The organism is Allobosea sp. Root670 (assembly GCF_001429415.1).
Classification (GTDB): domain Bacteria; phylum Pseudomonadota; class Alphaproteobacteria; order Rhizobiales; family Beijerinckiaceae; genus Allobosea; species Allobosea robiniae.
This window is the reverse complement of record NZ_LMJU01000017.1, coordinates 614,373-631,627: the sequence shown is the minus strand read 5'-3', so window position 1 is coordinate 631,627 and position 17,255 is coordinate 614,373. Positions and strand designations below refer to the sequence as shown.

Genomic DNA, 17,255 nt, shown 5'->3' with positions numbered 1-17,255 from the left:
ATCCGCGGGCGTCCGTTACAAATTGTTTCAAAGCGATGCGGGCAGCCGGATCGCGGGCGCGCTATGGTCGGTTCGCACAGAGAAGGAGAGCCGGCGCTCGCGCGGCATGGTGATGTCAGGGAACGCGGAACACGAGACGGATCAGGCGCCGGTTGCGCCGACCAACGACGATCACGGTCATATCCTGGTGGTGGATGACGATCCGCAGATCAGGCTTCTCGTCGCGCGCTTCCTGCAGCGGCACGGCTATCAGGTGACCGGTGCGCCGGACGGCCGGGCCATGATGGAGGCACTGGCGCACAGCGCTATCGACCTCATCGTGCTCGACCTGATGCTGCCCGGCCGCTCGGGCGTCGAGCTCTGCCGCGACGTGCGCGCGACCTCGCATGTCCCGATCGTGATGCTGACTGCGCGCAGCGAGGAGAGCGATCGCATCACCGGCCTCGAAGGCGGGGCGGACGACTATGTCACCAAGCCGTTCAGCCCGCGCGAATTGCTGGCGCGCATCCGGGCCTTGCTGCGCCGGGCGCGGGCGGGGCAGGGCGCGGCCGTCTCGCAGGCGAGCGCGCTCGTGACCTTCGACGGCTGGCGCATGGATCTCAGGCGCCGGGAATTGCAATCGCCGGCCGGGACCTTGATCGACCTCTCGACCGGCGAGTTCGACCTGCTCCTCGCCTTCGTCGAGCATGCCAATCGCGTGCTCTCGCGTGAGGCGCTGATGCAGTTCGCCAAGGCGCGGATGAGCGACGACCCGTTCGACCGGACGATCGACGTCCAGATCAGCCGCCTGCGCCGCAAGCTCGAAGCCGATGCCAGTGGCGGCCAATTGATCAAGACGGTGCGGGGCGCTGGCTACCTGTTCGCCTCGACGATCGGGTATCACGAAGGACAGAGCGCTTGACGAGGCTGCTTGGACGATTCTGGCCCGACACGGTGGCAAGCCGCGCGATCCTGATCCTGTTCGCGGCGCTGCTCGCCTTCCATCTGTTGGGCTACTGGGCCTTCCGCGTCGGTGTGGAAAGTTTCGCCTCGGCCGGGCGGGACGGCAGCCTCGCCGAGCGCATCGTCTCGATCAAGCGCGCCATCGCCAGCATCCCCGACGGGGCGGAGCGCGACCGCGTCGCGCATGATTTGTCGAGCGCGAGCCTCGAAGTGCATTGGAGCAAAGTCAGCCTCGTCCTCGGGAACGTGCCGGCGACCGAGCGGACGCGCCTGATGGAAGCGCACTTGCAGCAGTTCGCGCCCGATCTCGCGACAGAGTCCTTCCGCGTCGGTGTGGCGGATGATGGCGGAGCCGCAACCGACCGGCACCTGATGCTGGTCTCGATCCGGCTCGACGACGGCAGCTGGGTCAATTTCTCGTCGTCGGCGCTCGGTGCCGCGCAGCATCTCGACTGGAACCTGACCGCGATCATGATCTGCTTCGCCGTCGGGATCGTCGTGGTCGCGCTGCTGCTGCTGCGCTGGGCGACACGGCCGCTGCGCGACCTCGCGCTGGCGGCGGAGCGCTTCAGCCTCGACCAGGTGCCGCAGCCCTTGCCGGAGGGCGGCCCAGCCGAGGTCCGCCGTGCCGCGCGCGCCTTCAACACCATGCGCGAGCGCATCCAGCGTCTCGTCACTGAGCGCATGCAGGCGATGGCCGCGGTGTCGCACGATCTGCGCACGCCGATCACCCGCCTCCGTTTGCGCTCCGAATTGCTCGACGACGACGCGACGCGGCGCCTGATCGATGCCGATCTCGGCGAGATGGAGGAGATGATCGATTCGACGCTGGACTATCTGCGCGGCGGCGTGTCGAGCGAGGCGCTCCGGCCGATCGATCTCGCCTCGGTCGTCGAGACCATCGTCGACGAGCATCTCGACCAGGGGCATAGCGTCAGCCTGTCGGGGCTGAACGCGGCGCCGATTCTCGGGCGCCTCCTGCCGCTGAAGCGGGCGTTCTCGAACGTCATCGGCAATGCGGTCAAATACGGGACATCGGCCACGATCAGCATCGCCGAAGCGGGGAGTCTTGTCGTGATCACGGTCGAAGACGAGGGGCCGGGGATCCCGGCGGCCGACAGGGAGCGCGTCTTCCTTCCCTTTGTGCGGCTGGAAGAATCGCGCGGCCGCGAGACCGGGGGCTCCGGGCTCGGCCTCACCATCGCCCAGGCCGTCGTCAGGTCGCATGAGGGGAGCGTGGTGCTGGAGAACCGGGTGGAAGGCGGCCTTCGCGTCACGGTCTCGTTGCCCAGGCTCGATCATCCGACCCGGGACCGTTCCCGTTGGCCCGATGCGCTCATCAAAAATGGGCAAATCGTCCGTGGCTGAGGCAATTATTCTGGAATGGCCCACCGCCGACGCACGCTCGGGACAACGACGCCGGATTGCCTGAAAGCAGACCTTTGGTGCCCCTGGCCGGGATCGAACCAGCACTCCTTGCGGAACTCGATTTTGAGTCGAGCGCGTCTACCAATTCCGCCACAGGGGCCCTTGCAGGCGGGCGGACTATAGCGATCGACCGATGCCGGTCAATCGGCGGAAGCGTCATTCCCGCAGGTTTCGTCGGATGATCTTCGGGGCGTTTCATCGTCGAGGCGGCATTGCCGAGGCGATGGCTCGACAAGCGATCGCCTCGGCTTATGGAAGCCGTTGCGTCACCGGCTGCCTCATGCTCTAGAGCGCGCCATGCTCAAGCGCCTCTATGAATGGACGATGTCGCTCGCCGCCCGGCCGCGGGCAGAGCTCTGGCTGGCGGCCGTCGCCTTCGTCGAAAGCTCCTTCTTCCTGATCCCCGCGGATGTCCTGTTCGTGCCGATGGCGCTCGCCCGGCCGCAGCGGGCCTATCGGCTGGCCTTCATCGCGACGCTGTTCTCGGTGCTCGGCGGCATCGCCGGCTATGCGATCGGCTATTATGCCTTCGAGGCGCTGGCGAAGCCGGTCCTGGCCTTCTACGGCAAGCTCGGCGCCTTCGAGACGCTCAAGGCCTGTGCCGGGCCGGATACGACCCTGATCCTGCTGACGACCTCGGGCCTCGCCCATCTGCCGCCGATCAAGGTGGTGACGATCCTGGCCGGTGCCGTCCATATCGGGCTGACCTTCTTCGTGATCTCCTGCGTGCTGGCGCGCGGCGCGCGCTTCTTCGCACTCGCCTTCCTGCTGCGGCGCTACGGCGATACCATCCGCCACTTCATCGAACGTCGCCTGAAAGTGATCGCCGTTGCCGGCGCTGCCGTGCTGATCCTGCTTTATTTCGGCCTCAAGCTCGTCGCAGGGTCCGGCCAGCTTCTCTCCTGCTGAGCCCCCGCCATGACCGCCTCCCCAGCCGCCGCTGCTTCGAGCCGCCTGCCGAACTCGCGACAACTGATCGCCCTCATCGGCGTCGTGAGCCTGGCGCTGATCGCAGGAGCCTGGTTCTTCGAGCTCGCCCTGCACTTGAGGCCCTGCAAGCTCTGCCTCGAGCAGCGCATGCCGCATTACGCCGCCATCGGGCTGGCGCTCGCCGGGCTGGTGCTGGCGCGCTCGCCGCGCCTGCAATGGCTCGTCCTGCTCGGGCTGGCCGGGCTGATGGCGTGGAGCACGGGGCTCGGCATCTATCATGCCGGCGTCGAATGGGGCTGGTTCATGGGGCCGAACGACTGCGGCGGCGCGGCCGCGGCTGCGACCGGCATGCAGGATTTCATGAAGCAGCTCCAGACGACGCGCATCGTCGCCTGCTCGGAGGCAGCCTGGCGCTTCCTTGGGCTGTCGCTCGCCGGCTGGAATGCGTTGGCATCGGCCGGGCTCTTCCTGCTCGCGGTGCTCGGGCTGCTGCGCGGGCGGACGGCTGTCACGCATCCGGGAACCGGGCTCGTTTAGCCACTCTAGCGGTCGCCTCCTGGTTCGATCGGCGCCAGGCTCCTCATCGCCCCGGCTTCTCGGGGGCTGGCGTCCCGGACAGAGCCCGTGCGGTTCAATCGCGAAGACGACGACCAGGGTGAGATTGCACGCGGCTGTTGGCAGCCATAGATTTTCGCGAGAAGGCGGATCTGACCCCTTAAGAACCCGCAACCGGATTGGTCCGTTCGATGAACAAGCACATCCTGACTGTTACCTGCGTATCGAGAAGAGGGGTCGTTGCCGCAATCGCGGGCTATCTGGCCGGCATGGGTTGCAATATCTCGGACAGCGCGCAGTTCGACGATAGCGACACGGGCCGCTTCTTCATGAGGGTCGGCTTCGTCAGCGAGGAAGCGAAGCCGCTATCGGCGATCGCGGAAGGCTTCGCAGATGTCGCCAGGCCCTTCGATATGACGTTCGACTTCCGCGACGAGAGCGAAAAGGCGAAGGTCGTCCTGATGGTCTCGCGCTTCGGGCACTGCCTGAACGACCTGCTCTACAGGTGGCGGATCGGTGCGCTGCCGATCGATATCGTCGCGGTGATCTCAAACCACATGGACTATCAAAAGGTCGTCGTGAACCACGACATTCCGTTCCATTGCATCAGGGTGACCAAGGAGAACAAGACGGCTGCGGAGGCGCGCCAGATGGAGATCATCAAGGAGAGCGGCGCCGAGCTCGTCGTGCTCGCGCGATACATGCAGGTCCTGTCCGATGAAATGTGCAGGCAGATGTCCGGGCGGATCATCAATATCCACCACTCGTTCCTTCCAAGCTTCAAGGGAGCGAACCCCTACAAGCAGGCCTTCGAGCGTGGTGTGAAACTGATCGGCGCCACGTCCCACTATGTTACGGCCGATCTCGACGAAGGGCCGATCATCGAGCAGGACATCGTGCGCGTGACGCATGCGCAGAGTCCGGAGGATTATGTGAGCCTGGGAAGGGATGTCGAGAGCCAGGTGCTGGCCCGGGCGATCCACGCCCATATTCACCGCCGCGTCTTCCTGAATGACGGGAAGACTGTGGTGTTTCCTGCCTCGCCGGGGTCGTACGCCTCCGAGCGGATGGGGTGACCCCAACCATTCGGCCGAAGCCGCTGCGGAACGGCAGCTCGCCGCTCGCAGCCGTTCTTCGTGTGGGCGCGCTGGCTCTACGTAAAAACACGCTGTCATTCCGGGTGAAGCCCGAATGGCGGTGCGTTTCGTGGGAATGAAGCGAGCGCTTGAAGCAATTCCGCAACTCTTCGAATCGCGGAATTGCTCCAGGTCCTTGTCTTATCGGATGTTCTTCACGCGAACCGGTGCCCGCTTCGCTCGAAAACGCTCTCAGGGCTCCAGTTCCGAATCCCAGTAGAGGTAATCGAGCCAGCTTTCGTGCAGGTAATTCGGCGGGAAGAGCTTGCCGTTGCGGTGGAGGTCATTGACCGTCGGCGCAAAGGGCTTCTGGGCCGGGAACATCTCGACTGCGGCCGGCATCTTGTCGCCCTTGCGCAGGTTGCAGGGCGAGCAGGCGGCGACGACGTTTTCCCAGGTGGTCAGGCCGCCCTTCGAGCGCGGGACGACATGGTCGAAGGTCAATTCGTCGCGCGTATTGCAATACTGGCAGGCGAAGCGGTCGCGCAGGAAGACGTTGAAGCGGGTGAAGGCCGGGGTCCGAGAGGGCTTGATATAGCTCTTGAGCGAGACCACCGAGGGCAGCCGCATGTCGAAGCTCGGGCTGCGGACGACGGTGTCGTATTCGGAGACGATGTTGACGCGGTCCATGAAGACCGCCTTGATCGCGTCCTGCCAGCTCCACAGCGACAGGGGATAGTAGCTGAGCGGCCGGAAATCGGCGTTCAGCACCAAAGCCGGACAGCCGTCCGGCGATGCCATCGGATGCATCACATGCGCCGTCAAACCCGTCGCACCTCCGCTTCATCGAGCGGGACGAATCCCGCCTGAGGATCAATGTAAGCGCGAGACGACAGGAATGTGAAGGAACTTATTGCGCCTGCGTTGCGGCGCCCGGCATGAGGTGCGGCACATAACCGCCCGACTTCGCCGGTAGTCGCCGGACAGGCCCTGTGGGGCCGATTCGTGGACGAAACACCGGAGGGTCCGCCCGTGAAGGCCAAGCTTGCCGCGTTCCTTGCCCTGATGATCCTGATTGCGCCGGCTTCCGCCGCGGAGATCCGGGTCGAAGGCGCGCAGATGTCGCGCGATTTCGCCTGCGAGGACGGGCAGGATGTCTCGATCTCCGGCGCCGGACACAAGGTCGTGCTCACCGGCCGCTGCGGTGCGGTGAACGTGCACGGCGCGGATCACATCGTGTCGTTCGAGACGGCCCGGGAGATCGCCGTCAGCGGCATCGCCAATACGGTCGAGGGCGGCACGACCGCGGGGCTCGTCGTCGAAACGGCCAAGAATAAGGTCAAGGCGACCGTGAAGGCGGCGGAGACGGCGAAGATCGACGTCTCGGGCGCCGATCAGAAGCTCGAGTTGACGCTTGCGGGCCCCACGCAGATCGAGGTGCAGGGCGCCAAGAACGCTGTCGAATGGCGCGCCGAGGCCGGGATCAAGGCGCCATCGGTTTCGGCCGGGGGCGTCGAGAATCGGATCAGCCGCCGCTGAGGCGGCAGCTGCGAAGCAGAATCGATCCGCTCAGCGGGTCGGGACGGGCTTCTCGCCGCGATAGTCGTAGAAGCCGCGCTTGGTCTTGCGGCCGAGCCAGCCGGCCTCGACATATTTCACCAGCAGCGGGCAGGGGCGGTATTTCGAGTCGGCCAGCCCGTCATGGAGCACCTGCATCACCGAAAGGCAGGTATCGAGGCCGATGAAATCGGCGAGCTGGAGCGGGCCCATCGGGTGGTTGGCGCCGAGCCGCATGGCGGTGTCGATCGCGTCGACCGAGCCGACGCCCTCATAGAGCGTGTAGACGGCCTCGTTGATCATCGGCAGCAGGATGCGGTTGACGATGAAGGCCGGGAAATCCTCGGAGACCGAGACGGTCTTGTGCAGGCTGCCGACGAGGTTCTTGGCGCGCTCGAAAGTGCCGTCATCGGTAGCGATGCCGCGGATCAGCTCGACGAGCTGCATCAACGGCACCGGATTCATGAAATGGATGCCGATGAAGTGCTCCGGGCGATCGGTCGCGGCCGCAAGGCGGGTGATCGAGATCGAGGAGGTGTTGGAGGCCAGGATCGCGTCCGGGCGCAGATGCGGGCAGACCGCGGTGAAGATCTTGCGCTTGACCTCCTCGTTCTCGGTCGCGGCCTCGATCACGAGGTCGCAATCGCCGAGGTCGGCGAGGCCGACGGCGGGCTGGATGCGGGCGATGGCCGCACGGCGCTCATCCTCCGCCAGCGCACCCTTCGAGACCTGCCGGGCCATGTTGCCGTCGATCGTGGCGAGCGCGGCGTTGATGCGCTCCTCGGCGATGTCGTGCAGCTTGATGTCGAAGCCGGCGGCCGCCGCGACATGGGCGATGCCGTTGCCCATCTGGCCTGCCCCGATAATGCCGATCGTCTTGATCGCGTGGTCCGACATGGTTTGATCCCGGATGAAACGTTCAGGCTCCCGCAGGAGCGGAACGGGCCGCCCTGAGGCGGCCCGGAAGGGTGGTGCCGGCCTTACTTGCCGGCTTTGGCGAGCTCGGCGTCGAGCTCTGGCAAAATGGTGAAGAGGTCGCCGACGAGGCCGTAATCGGCGATCTGGAAGATCGGGGCTTCCTCGTCCTTGTTGATGGCGACGATGACCTTCGAGTCCTTCATGCCGGCGAGATGCTGGATCGCGCCGGAAATGCCGACCGCGATATAGAGCTCGGGCGCGACCACCTTGCCGGTCTGACCGACCTGCCAGTCGTTCGGGGCGTAGCCGGCGTCGACCGCGGCGCGCGAGGCGCCCATCGCAGCACCGAGCTTGTCGGCGACGGGCTCGATCACCTTGCCGAAATTCTCGGCCGAGGCCAGCGCACGGCCGCCGGAGATGATGATCTTGGCCGAGGCCAGCTCCGGACGGTCGGACTTGGCGACCTCCTCGCCCTTGAAGGACGAATTGCCGGGGTTCTCGGCCGCCGCGACGCTCTCGACCGCGGCCGAGCCGCCTTCGCCCGCCGCCGCGAAGGAAGCGGTGCGGATGGTCAGCAGCTTCTTGGCGTCGGTCGACTGCACGGTCTGGATCGCGTTGCCGGCATAGACCGGACGCTCGAAGGTGTCGGGCGAGACGATGCCGCTGACATCCGAGACCTGCATCACGTCGAGCAGGGCGGCGACGCGCGGCAGCACGTTCTTGCCGGTGGTGGTCGAGGGCGCGACGATGGCGTCGTAGCCGTCCGCGAGCTTGACGATCAGCGCGGCGAGCGGCTCGGCCAGCGCATGGCCGTAAGCCGCGTCATCGGCGAGCAGCACCTTCTCGACGCCGGCGAGCTTGGCAGCGGCATCGGCCGCGCCCTTCGAACCCTGACCCGCGACGAGGATATGGACGGGGCCGCCGAGCTTGGCAGCGGCCGTCAGTGCCTTGGCGGTGGCGTCCTTGACGGAGGCGTTGTCGTGTTCGGCGATCAGCAGCGTGGTCATCAGATCACCCCGGCGGTCTTGAGCTTGGAGACGAGTTCGGCGGCGTTGGCCACCTTGACGCCGGCGGAACGGCCAGCGGGCTCGACCGTCTTCAGAATTTTCAGGCGCGGCGCGACGTCGACGCCGAGCGCTTCGGCCGAGGTCTCGTCGAGCGGCTTCTTCTTCGCCTTCATGATGTTGGGTAGCGAGGCATAGCGCGGCTCGTTGAGGCGCAGATCCGTGGTGACGATCGCCGGGAGCTTGAGCGTCACCGTCTGCAGGCCGCCGTCGACCTCGCGGGTGACGTCGACCGAATCCGCGGAAAGCTCGACCTTGGACGCAAACGTGCCCTGGCCCCAGCCGAGGAGGGCTGCGAGCATCTGGCCGGTCTGGTTGCAATCGTCGTCGATCGCCTGCTTGCCGAGGATGACGAGACCGGGGCCTTCCTGCTCGACCACCTTCTTCAGGAGCTTGGCGACGGCGAGCGGCTCGACGATGCCGTCGACCTTCACGAGGACGCCGCGGTCGGCGCCCATGGCGAGGCCGGTGCGGATCGTCTCGGCCGCCTGCGCGGGGCCGATCGAGACCACGATCACCTCGGTCGCCTTGCCGGCTTCCTTCAGGCGCAGCGCCTCCTCGACGGCGATCTCGTCGAACGGGTTCATCGACATCTTCACGTTCGCCAGTTCGACGCCCGAACCGTCCGCTTTCACGCGGATCTTCACGTTGTAGTCAACCACCCGCTTGACGGGCACCAAGATCTTCATCGCCAGATCACCGTTCAGAAGAGATGAGCCTCGCACCGCACTGCACCTGACGGCAGGACAGCGGCATCGCGGCCCTCGGCTGGAATGCGCTGGGACCGTAGCGACGCCCGTTTGCGCTTGTCAACGCCCGTCCAGGCACGGCTCGGGGGCAAAACAGCGTGGCTTCAGCCACGGGCAGGCTTGCGCCCGAACAGCGCGATGCTGCGGTGCACGAAGAGCGGGGTCAGGGCGGCGCCCGTCGCCAGCCCGCCAAGGTGCGCCCACCAGCCGACATTGCCGTCGGCACCGAGCAGGGCGGCGGCGGCCTGCAGCAGGACCCAGCCGCCGAGCGCGTAGAGCGCGGGGATGTGGATCGGAATCCAGTTGAAGGCGAGCCCCCAGATCCGGACCTGCGGATAGATCATCAGATAGGAGGCGATGACGCCGGAGATGGCACCGGAGGCGCCGATCAGGGGCTGCTCCGATCCGGGATACATGCCGGCATGGAAGAGGGAACCGCCGAGCCCGCAGAGGAAGAAGAAGGCGAGGAAGCGCAGATGCCCCATCGCATCCTCGACATTGTCGCCGAAGACCCAGAGGAACAGCATGTTGCCGACGAGATGGGCGACATTGGCGTGCAGCAGCACATTGGTGAACAGGGTCGCCCAGGCCGGGACATGGGCAAGGCCTTCCGGCAATTGCGCCGTGCCGAACAGCACCGAGGGAATCATGCCGAAACCGGCCATGATCGCGAGCTCCGCTTCCTGGCTCGGCCAGAGCTGCAAGGCGATCTGCAGGGCGATGCAGGCGCCGATCAGCCCGTAGGTGATATAGGGCGTGCGCATGAAGCGCAGCGGTACACCGTCATGCAGGGGGACGAACATGGTGGCTCAGCGGTTCTGGCCGGGCACCCAGAGCACGTCGCCGGCTGCCTTGGCATTGAGGTAGCGGGAGGCGACGAACAGGAAGTCCGAGAGGCGGTTGATGTATTTGAGCGCGGGCGCGGCAACCGTCTCGCCTTCGGTCGCGGCAAGCTCGGTCATCAGGCGCTCGGCCCTTCGGCTGACGGTGCGGGCGAGATGGAGATGGGTTGCGGCCGGGGTTCCGCCGGGCAGGACGAAGGAGCGCAAGGGAGCGAGATCGGCGTTCAGCTCGTCGATCTCGGCCTCGATCCGGTCGACCTGGGCCTGGACGATGCGCAGCGGCTCGAAGGCCAGGGGCTTGTCGGTCTGGGGGGTCGAGAGGTCGGCACCGAGATCGAAGAGATCGTTGCTGATGCGGCCGAGCATGGCGTCGACCAGGGCGTCTTCCGTCGCTGCATGGAGGCGGGCGAGGCCCACACAGGCATTGGTCTCGTCGACGGTGCCATAGGCGGCGACGCGCAGGTCGGATTTCGGCCGGCGCGGGCCGCTCGTCAGTCCGGTCGTGCCGTTGTCGCCGGTGCGCGTGTAGATGCGGTTGAGCTTGACCATGCGATGCTTATAGCGTGGCTGCGGCGGGACGGAAGCGCGTTTGCGGCGTAGCCGGGCTTCAGAAGGTGTAGCCCAGCCTTGCGCCGATATTGGCGGGGCCACGGCTGGTCGTGCCAGGCTTGTCGGAGCAGCCGACCGTGCTGAAATGCTCGAGCGTGGTGACGAGGCTCCAGCGATCCGACAAGCGGAAGCCGAGGGCGGCAGCCTCGCGCGTGCCGGTATTGCAGCCAAGCGCGAGGCGATTCTCGGGGACGACCAGGCCGGTCTTGCCGTCGTTCAAGGCGGCACCGAGGCTCGCCTCGACGAAGATGTCGCGGGTCACGTCGAAGGTCCAGGTCGCCCCGGCATAGGCATAGCGCGTACCGTTGAGGTTGACGCTCGCGCCGATGTTGAAGCGGGGGATGAAGGTCGCCGCGATGCGATCGCTCAGGGGGAGGAGGCGTGGCGACAGGAGGTCGGCGCCCAGGTTCGGCAGGCCGCTCTCCCGGCCACCGGGATTGGCAAGGCCGGCGCCGATGCGGGCTTCCCAGGCAGGGGTGGGCGCTTCGGTGGCTGGGGCGTAGCTGGAGACAGAGCCGGAGAGGGACCGGGTCTGCGCGGAAGCAGCAGAGGCGGCCAGGCAAACGGCAAGTGACAGCAACGCGACGCGGACCATGGGCCTTCGGCAATTGAACGTGTGAGCAGGCGTTAGTGAAGCACACATACTCGTGTTCGGAATGTGGCGAGGCCCGGATATTCAGGCTCTCGTCCACAGCGGGTGAAGAAATTCAATTCAATTATTTCAAAGGCTTGCGCGCAGTGACGCAGGCGTTCAGCCGTTGCGCCACCACAAGACGATGACGATCAGCACGATGGCGACGAACTGCAGGACGACCCGCAGCCGCATCAACCGCTGCGAGGTGTTGGCGCTGCCGCCGCGCAGCATGTTGATGAGCCCGAGCAGGAGCACGATGGCGACGGCGCCGACCGCGACGGACACGAGAGTGTTCGAAAACGTCATGGGGATTGGCTTAGGACCATGCGAGGAACTTGACCAGCGCCATCATGCGGCTGACGTGGCCTGAGCCGTGGGTCAGCTCGTCGCAGCCGTCTGCGCCAGGGCGCGGCTGCGGACGGGCAGGGAAAGATCGCCGGCAAGCGCGCGGCTGATCGCGGGCAGGCCGTCGAGAAGATCGGGCATGAAGGCCTGTGACGGGGGCGGGCGTTGCGGCAGCGCATGGAGCGCGGCTGCCATCACGCGCGGATCGCGCTCGCCCTCGCCGGTCTGGGAGGGGTCGTAGAGGACGTCGACCAGCTTGAGCTCGTCGGCGCGGCCGGCGCGGATCGCCTGTTCGAGGCGCGGACGGACGCGGGGCACGATCAGGGCCGGCTTGTCGAAGGAGAGGATCTCGCAGAAGGTGTTGTAGCCGCCCATGGCGACGACACAGTGGGCCCGGTTCATCAGCAGTTCCAGGCGCGGCTCGAAGCCGAGGCCTTCGAGCTTGGGATTGCGGGCGATGCGCTCCGCGAATTCCTTGCGCTTCTCCCGCGACATGAACGGTCCGAAGACGATGAGCGCGGGGAGCGCGATCGTCGGATCGGCCTCATAGGCCGAGATCACCCAGTCGATGACGCCGGCGCCGTCGCCTCCGCCGCCCGGCGTGACCAGGATGAAGGGCTGCTTGGTGATGCGCGGGTAGCGGTTCGGCGGCATCGGGCTCGGCACCGCGCGCTTGAGATAGCCCAAGTAACGGAGCTTGTCGGCGAAGCGGTGCTGGCCCGGCAGGCCGGTCAGGGGCTGGTAGACGTTCTCCAGCCCGTAGACGAAGATGTCGTCATAGACGGTGTCGAGCGCTTCAAGCGCGCCGTTGCGGCTCCATTCCTCCAGGACGGCGGCGGGCTCGTCGAGCACGTCGCGCAGGCCGAGCACGATGCGTGCGCCGCGCCGGCGCAGGATGTCGAGCGAGGGCTTCAGCTCGCCGCGCAGGCCGACCGGCTCCTTGTCGACGATGACGACGTCGGGATCGAAGGACAGGACCGTCTGCTTGATGATGTCGGCCCGCAAACGGATCGTATCGCCGAGGTCGAGATTGAGATGGTGCGGCTCGTAGCTGCCGTCGCTCTGCTTCTCGACGCCGGGAATGCGGACATAATCGACGCCGTCGCCGAACTGGAAGCTCGAGATGACGGACGAGCCGGAGACGATGATCACCGAGATATGCGGAAAGCTGGCGATCAGCGCATTGGCGATGGCGCGGCAGCGGCGGATATGGCCGAGCCCGAAGGTGTCGTGGCTGTAGATCAGGACGCGCGGCGCATGGGGGCTGCGCGGCGCACGTTCGGCACCGGCGAGATCGACGACGTTTGAAGGCATCGGAACGTCGCCCCCCGGAAAGGCCAGACGACCTCTTGGCGAGGACGAACGCAGTTGGAACTATGGAGCGATTATAACCGGTCGTTGGGGACGATCCAAGCCCGTCCAGCACCTGTTCCGTTGGGATATCCAACGGCAGCAGATCACGTCATCGTAAGCCGGCGACGCCGCTCGCAGCGTCTTCGGGCGGTGTGACGAACTGGCCGGGATCGATCGTGCGGACCGCCGGGTGAACGGCGGTCGCGGCCAGAATGTCGGATAAGACTGACCAGGCGGTCTCGTCGTGGTCGCGATGGTGCAGCAGCAGGCCCAGCTCGATGTCGCCGGCCTCGTTCCGCCGCCGCTGTGCCAGTAGAGCGACGAGTTCGCCCAGGATGTCCGCGGCCGGGCGCCCGACGCGGCCGCCATGCCAGTCCATGACGTCGACATGGGTGTTGAGCAGGCGCGGCCCACCGTCCGACCCCAGGCGATACCCGCGAAAGCAGGAGAGACCGGCAAAGCCGAGCGCGCCGAGGCGCGCGGCATGGCCCTGGGCGATGCGGTTCCAGGGTGGCACGAAGACCGGCAGGACGGCGTCGCCGAGGAGATCGCGCAGGCGCTGCTGGCCCCGCGCGATATCGGCATCGACATCGGCGGCCTCGCGATCGGTGCCGAACTCCGATTTCTTGCTGCCGGCAGGTGCGTGGTTCAGGTGGGAAGCGCCGTGCTGGCAAGGCCGCAGCAACGGCCTGCCGCGCAGCGCCGGCGCCAGCGCAGGCTCGGCCAGCAGGGGGATGACCGCGAGCAGGATCGGTGCCGCGAAGCGCTCGGCCAGATCCGAAAGACGGTCGAGTGCCGGGCTTGGCGCCACGGTGTCGTCGTCGCGCAACCAGAGGCCGATCTTTCGGCCGGATGCACTCCAGTGGTCGAGTTCGAGGGCGAGCGCCTGCCAGGGGGAGACATTCACGGCGCAGTTCTCTCCGTTGGGGATGATAGCTTGGCGCGGCGATTCCGCATGGCGAGCGCCAGGCCTTCCGCCAGCCTTTCGGCGGCGCGTTTCGTCGTGCGTTCGGCCGATATGAAACGGCGCGCGGCAGCCCCCATGGCTTCGCGCTGCGCTCCGTCGCGCAGCAAGCTGATCAGCGCAACGGCCAGGGCTTCCTCGTCAAATTCGGGGGCGAGCAGGGCAGTCTCGCCGACCAAGACCGTCTCGCCGACGCCGCCGCTGTCGAAGGCGACGACTGGCAACCCTGCCGCCTGGGCCTCGAGATAGACCAGCCCATAAGCCTCGCCGATGCCGGGCCAGACGAAGATATCGTGCCGGGCGAGCTCGGCCTGGGTGGCGTCGCGGTCGAGCTGGCCGTGCCAGGTGATGCGGCCAGCGGGGAGACCGGCAAAGGCGGATTCGACTTCGGCACGGTGGGGACCGTCGCCGATGATGCTCAGCGTCCAGTCTTCGCCCCGGCAGCGGTCGAGGACGCGGGCGAGGGTGAGGTAGCTCTGCAGCTTGGCACCCTCTCGCATCATCGCAATGGTGACGAGGCGTGGCGGGCCCGATGAAATGGCGGGCCGGGGCTGCTCGAGAGGGGTCGCGACGAAGGGGGGCAGTGCGAGCAGGGACGTACCCGCGTTCCGCCAGGGTTCGAGCCCCTGCCGGTCGCGGTCGGTGAAGTAGAAATGGACGTCGCCGGCGGCCAGCCCCTGCCGGACAGCCGCCGTATGCGCGGCCCATTCGCCGGTGGCGCGCCGGGCGGAATCGCTCGATTCGGCGGTGACATAAGGGATGTCGAGCGCTGTCGCGATATCCGGCCCGAGGAGGTCCGGCGAGCGATAGTAGTTGTGATAGGTGAACCAGAGATCGGGGCGTGGCCGGCCGGCTTGGTATCCGGCGAGCAGGGCATCGCGCAGGCGGGCCGCGTCGGTGACGACGCTGATAAAGCGCGCCGGGTCCGGTTCGCGAAAATAGGTCTTCGGCGCTGCGACAGGCTCGACGAGATGGCCGAGGCTTTCGAGCGCGGCGACGAGCTGGCGGGCCATGCGGCGGTCGCCGGAGACGCCGCCGTCACCGACCGGATTGAGCGGGGTGTGGAACGCGATGCGCAAGATCGTCTTCGAGGTCGGTGATGCTGTCAGCGATAGGGGTCGGCCGCGTCGCGCAGGCCGTCGCCGAGGAAGTTGAAGGCGAGGATGATCACGATCACGGGCACGACCGGATAGAGCAGCCAGGGATAGAGCGCCACCACATTGATGTTCTGGGCCTCGTTGAGCATCACGCCCCAGCTCGTGATCGGCGGCCTGAGGCCGAGGCCGAGGAAGGAGAGGGCGGTTTCGCCGAGGATGGTCTTCGGGATCGTGATCGTCGCCGAGGCGATGAGATGGCTCATGAAGCCGGGCACCAGATGGAGCGCGATGATGCGGCGCGGCTTCGCGCCCATGAGCTGGGCGGCGACGACATAATCCTCCTCGCGCAGCGAGAGCAGCTTCGAGCGCACGGAGCGGGCAAGCCCGGTCCAGTCCATCAGGCCGAGGATCACCGTGATGCCGAAATAAACCAGCAGCGGGCTCCAGGTCGGCGGCAGGATCGAGGCCAGCGCCAGCCAGAGCGGGATATGCGGCAACGACTGCACGATCTCGATGATGCGCTGGACGACCAGATCGATCCGGCCGCCATAATAGCCGGCGATGCCGCCGATGATGACGCCGAGCACGAAGGAGACGGAGACGCCGAGCAGGCCGATCGAGAGCGAGATGCGCCCGCCATAGAGGATGCGCGAGAGCATGTCGCGGCCGAGCCGGTCGGAGCCGAGCAGGAAGAAGGTGCCGCCCTCGGGCGGGCAGACGAGGTGCCGGTTGCCGGGGATCAGTCCCCAGAAGTCGTAGTCGTCGCCTTTGCAGAAGAAGCGCAGCTTCTGCGGGCGCGTCCTGTCGACCTCGTATTCGCGCTTCAGGTTCTCCATGTTGAGGCGCATCGCATAGGGGTAGACGAAGGGGCCGATGAAGCTGCCTTCGTGGAAGAGGTGGATGCTCTGGCTGGGCGCCCGGATGAAGTCCGTGTTGCGCGTCGTGTAGTGATAGGGCGCGAGGAACTCGGCGAAGGCCGCCATGGCGTAGATCACGAAGATCACCACGGCGGAGATGACCGCGAGCTTGTGCTTGCGGAACTTCCACCACATCAATTGCCATTGCGAGGCGAGGTAGACCCGCTCCTGCTCCGGCGTCATCGCCTCGGTGGCATAGGGTTCGAACGGTGCCGTCGAGACCTCGTGCGGCAGGGCCGCGCCGTCCGGCGGAAGATGGTTGAGCGTCGTCGCCTTCACTTGGTCGCGGCTCCCTGGAGGCGGATGCGCGGATCCAGGATGGCGAGCGCGATATCCGAGATCAGCACGCCGATCACGGTCAGGAAGGAGAGGAACATCAGGAAGGAGCCGGCGAGATACATGTCCTGGCTCTGCAGGGCGCGGATCAGGAGGGGGCCGGTGGTCTGCAGCGAGAGCACGATCGCGACGACCTCGGCGCCCGAGACGATCGAGGGCAGGATGTCGCCGATATCCGAGATGAAGAAGTTGAGCGACATCCGTAAGGGGTATTTCCGCAGCGCCTTGCCGGGCGGCAGTCCCTTGGCGCGGGCCGTGACGTAATATTGCTTCTGCAACTCGTCGAGCAGGTTGGCGCGCAGCGCCCGGATCATGCCGGCGGTGCCGCCCGCACCGATGATGATGACGGGAATCCAGAGATGCTCCAGCACCGATTTGAGCTTGGCCCAGCTCATCGGCTGGTTGAGATAGGCGGGATCGACGAGGCCGCCGATCGAGGTGCCGAACCAGATATTGGCGAAATACATGAAGACCAGCGCCAGCAGGAAATGCGGCACGGCAAGCCCGACGAGGCCGAGGAAGGTAAGGCCGTAATCGCCCCAGCTGTACTGGTGCGTCGCCGAGTAGATGCCGATCGGGAAGGCGACGATCCAGGTGAAGATGATGGTGGCGAAGGACACGATCATGGTCAGCAGCAGGCGGTCGCCGACGATCTCGCGCACCGGGCGCTGGTATTCGAAGGAATAGCCCATGTCGCCCTGGATGAGGCCAGCGACCCAGCGGACGTAACGTTCCAGCGGGGGCTTGTCGAAGCCATATTCCTTCTTCAGGAACTCGATGCGGCTCATGTCCGCCTTCTCGCCCTGGGCCTGCATCTCGGCGGCGAGCGTCTCGAAATAATCGCCTTCAGGCAGGTTGATGACGGTGAAGATCAGCGCGCTGGTGACGATCAGCGTCGGGATCATGAGCAGGATGCGCTTGAGGATGTAGCGGATCAGC

The 17,255-nt window shown here is 66.3% G+C and carries 19 protein-coding genes and 1 tRNA gene; 6 read left to right on the top strand and 14 right to left on the bottom strand.

From position 1 onward, the window contains the following. The first annotated feature begins 112 nt into the window (after nt 1-112). Together ASE61_RS21040 and ASE61_RS21035 are read left to right on the top strand one after the other, a co-directional pair. A complete protein-coding gene (locus ASE61_RS21040; RefSeq protein WP_082617611.1) occupies nt 113-901 on the top strand; it encodes a response regulator in 789 nt (262 codons plus the stop codon). Further along, complete coding sequence (locus tag ASE61_RS21035) at nt 898-2,310, top strand: ATP-binding protein (RefSeq protein WP_061970187.1); 1,413 nt, start codon at nt 898-900, stop codon at nt 2,308-2,310. The genes ASE61_RS21040 and ASE61_RS21035 overlap by 4 nt, the downstream gene beginning before the upstream one ends. Before the next feature lie 75 nt (nt 2,311-2,385). On the opposite strand, the gene ASE61_RS21030 is transcribed toward ASE61_RS21035, so the two are convergent. Beyond that, nucleotides 2,386-2,470: transfer RNA gene (locus ASE61_RS21030), tRNA-Leu, on the bottom strand. A gap of 197 nt (nt 2,471-2,667) precedes the next feature. On the opposite strand from ASE61_RS21030, the gene ASE61_RS21025 reads away from it, so the two are divergent. The 3 genes from ASE61_RS21025 to purU all read left to right on the top strand — a co-directional run bounded on the left by ASE61_RS21025 (nt 2,668) and on the right by purU (nt 4,931). Then, nucleotides 2,668-3,279, top strand: coding sequence for a YqaA family protein (locus ASE61_RS21025; RefSeq protein WP_061970185.1), 612 nt, complete (start codon nt 2,668-2,670; stop codon nt 3,277-3,279). A gap of 9 nt (nt 3,280-3,288) precedes the next feature. Beyond that, nucleotides 3,289-3,837 (top strand): disulfide bond formation protein B, encoded by a 549-nt coding sequence (locus tag ASE61_RS21020; protein ID WP_061970183.1) that lies wholly within the window; start codon nt 3,289-3,291, stop codon nt 3,835-3,837. Nucleotides 3,838-4,046: 209 nt separating this feature from the next. Then, the gene (gene purU, locus ASE61_RS21015) at nt 4,047-4,931 is read left to right on the top strand and encodes a formyltetrahydrofolate deformylase (protein ID WP_061970181.1); all 885 of its coding nucleotides are present in this window, start codon (nt 4,047-4,049) and stop codon (nt 4,929-4,931) included. Between the two features lie 252 nt (nt 4,932-5,183). Here purU and ASE61_RS21010 read toward each other — a convergent pair whose 3' ends face one another. Next, the gene (locus ASE61_RS21010) at nt 5,184-5,741 is read right to left on the bottom strand and encodes an HNH endonuclease (protein WP_061970322.1); all 558 of its coding nucleotides are present in this window, start codon (nt 5,739-5,741) and stop codon (nt 5,184-5,186) included. 222 nt (nt 5,742-5,963) lie between these two features. On the opposite strand from ASE61_RS21010, the gene ASE61_RS21005 reads away from it, so the two are divergent. Then, nucleotides 5,964-6,470, top strand: a complete 507-nt coding sequence (locus ASE61_RS21005; RefSeq protein ID WP_061970180.1) for a DUF3060 domain-containing protein — start codon at nt 5,964-5,966, stop codon at nt 6,468-6,470. Between the two features lie 30 nt (nt 6,471-6,500). Here the strand turns inward: ASE61_RS21005 and ASE61_RS21000 are convergent, their stop codons facing one another. The 12 genes from ASE61_RS21000 to ASE61_RS20945 all read right to left on the bottom strand — a co-directional run bounded on the left by ASE61_RS21000 (nt 6,501) and on the right by ASE61_RS20945 (nt 17,254). Then, nucleotides 6,501-7,385, bottom strand: a complete 885-nt coding sequence (locus tag ASE61_RS21000; RefSeq protein WP_061970178.1) for a 3-hydroxybutyryl-CoA dehydrogenase — start codon at nt 7,383-7,385, stop codon at nt 6,501-6,503. An 83-nt stretch (nt 7,386-7,468) separates the two neighbouring features. Continuing rightward, the gene (locus ASE61_RS20995; protein WP_061970176.1) at nt 7,469-8,413 is read right to left on the bottom strand and encodes an electron transfer flavoprotein subunit alpha/FixB family protein; all 945 of its coding nucleotides are present in this window, start codon (nt 8,411-8,413) and stop codon (nt 7,469-7,471) included. After that, entirely contained in the window at nt 8,413-9,159 is a 747-nt protein-coding gene (locus ASE61_RS20990; protein ID WP_061970174.1) for an electron transfer flavoprotein subunit beta/FixA family protein, read from the bottom strand. The genes ASE61_RS20995 and ASE61_RS20990 overlap by 1 nt, the downstream gene beginning before the upstream one ends. A gap of 164 nt (nt 9,160-9,323) precedes the next feature. After that, nucleotides 9,324-10,022 (bottom strand): rhomboid family intramembrane serine protease, encoded by a 699-nt coding sequence (locus ASE61_RS20985; protein ID WP_061970172.1) that lies wholly within the window; start codon nt 10,020-10,022, stop codon nt 9,324-9,326. Between the two features lie 6 nt (nt 10,023-10,028). After that, the gene (locus ASE61_RS20980) at nt 10,029-10,610 is read right to left on the bottom strand and encodes a cob(I)yrinic acid a,c-diamide adenosyltransferase (RefSeq protein WP_061970170.1); all 582 of its coding nucleotides are present in this window, start codon (nt 10,608-10,610) and stop codon (nt 10,029-10,031) included. Nucleotides 10,611-10,668: 58 nt separating this feature from the next. Then, a complete protein-coding gene (locus ASE61_RS20975; RefSeq protein ID WP_061970168.1) occupies nt 10,669-11,265 on the bottom strand; it encodes an acyloxyacyl hydrolase in 597 nt (198 codons plus the stop codon). A gap of 156 nt (nt 11,266-11,421) precedes the next feature. Beyond that, complete coding sequence (locus ASE61_RS20970; protein WP_061970166.1) at nt 11,422-11,610, bottom strand: twin transmembrane helix small protein; 189 nt, start codon at nt 11,608-11,610, stop codon at nt 11,422-11,424. Between the two features lie 72 nt (nt 11,611-11,682). After that, nucleotides 11,683-12,963, bottom strand: coding sequence for a glycosyltransferase family protein (locus ASE61_RS20965; RefSeq protein ID WP_061970165.1), 1,281 nt, complete (start codon nt 12,961-12,963; stop codon nt 11,683-11,685). Between the two features lie 148 nt (nt 12,964-13,111). Beyond that, nucleotides 13,112-13,909 (bottom strand): polysaccharide deacetylase family protein, encoded by a 798-nt coding sequence (locus tag ASE61_RS20960; RefSeq protein ID WP_061970163.1) that lies wholly within the window; start codon nt 13,907-13,909, stop codon nt 13,112-13,114. Continuing rightward, nucleotides 13,906-15,045 carry a glycosyltransferase family 4 protein gene (locus ASE61_RS20955; RefSeq protein WP_061970161.1) on the bottom strand — a complete coding sequence of 380 codons (1,140 nt, stop codon included), beginning with the start codon at nt 15,043-15,045 and terminating at the stop codon, nt 13,906-13,908. The genes ASE61_RS20960 and ASE61_RS20955 overlap by 4 nt, the downstream gene beginning before the upstream one ends. Before the next feature lie 26 nt (nt 15,046-15,071). Continuing rightward, nucleotides 15,072-16,259, bottom strand: a complete 1,188-nt coding sequence (locus tag ASE61_RS20950; RefSeq protein WP_061970159.1) for an ABC transporter permease — start codon at nt 16,257-16,259, stop codon at nt 15,072-15,074. Then, a complete protein-coding gene (locus ASE61_RS20945; protein ID WP_061970320.1) occupies nt 16,256-17,254 on the bottom strand; it encodes an ABC transporter permease in 999 nt (332 codons plus the stop codon). Before ASE61_RS20945 ends, ASE61_RS20950 begins: the two co-directional genes overlap by 4 nt. Nucleotide 17,255: the final 1 nt, after the last annotated feature.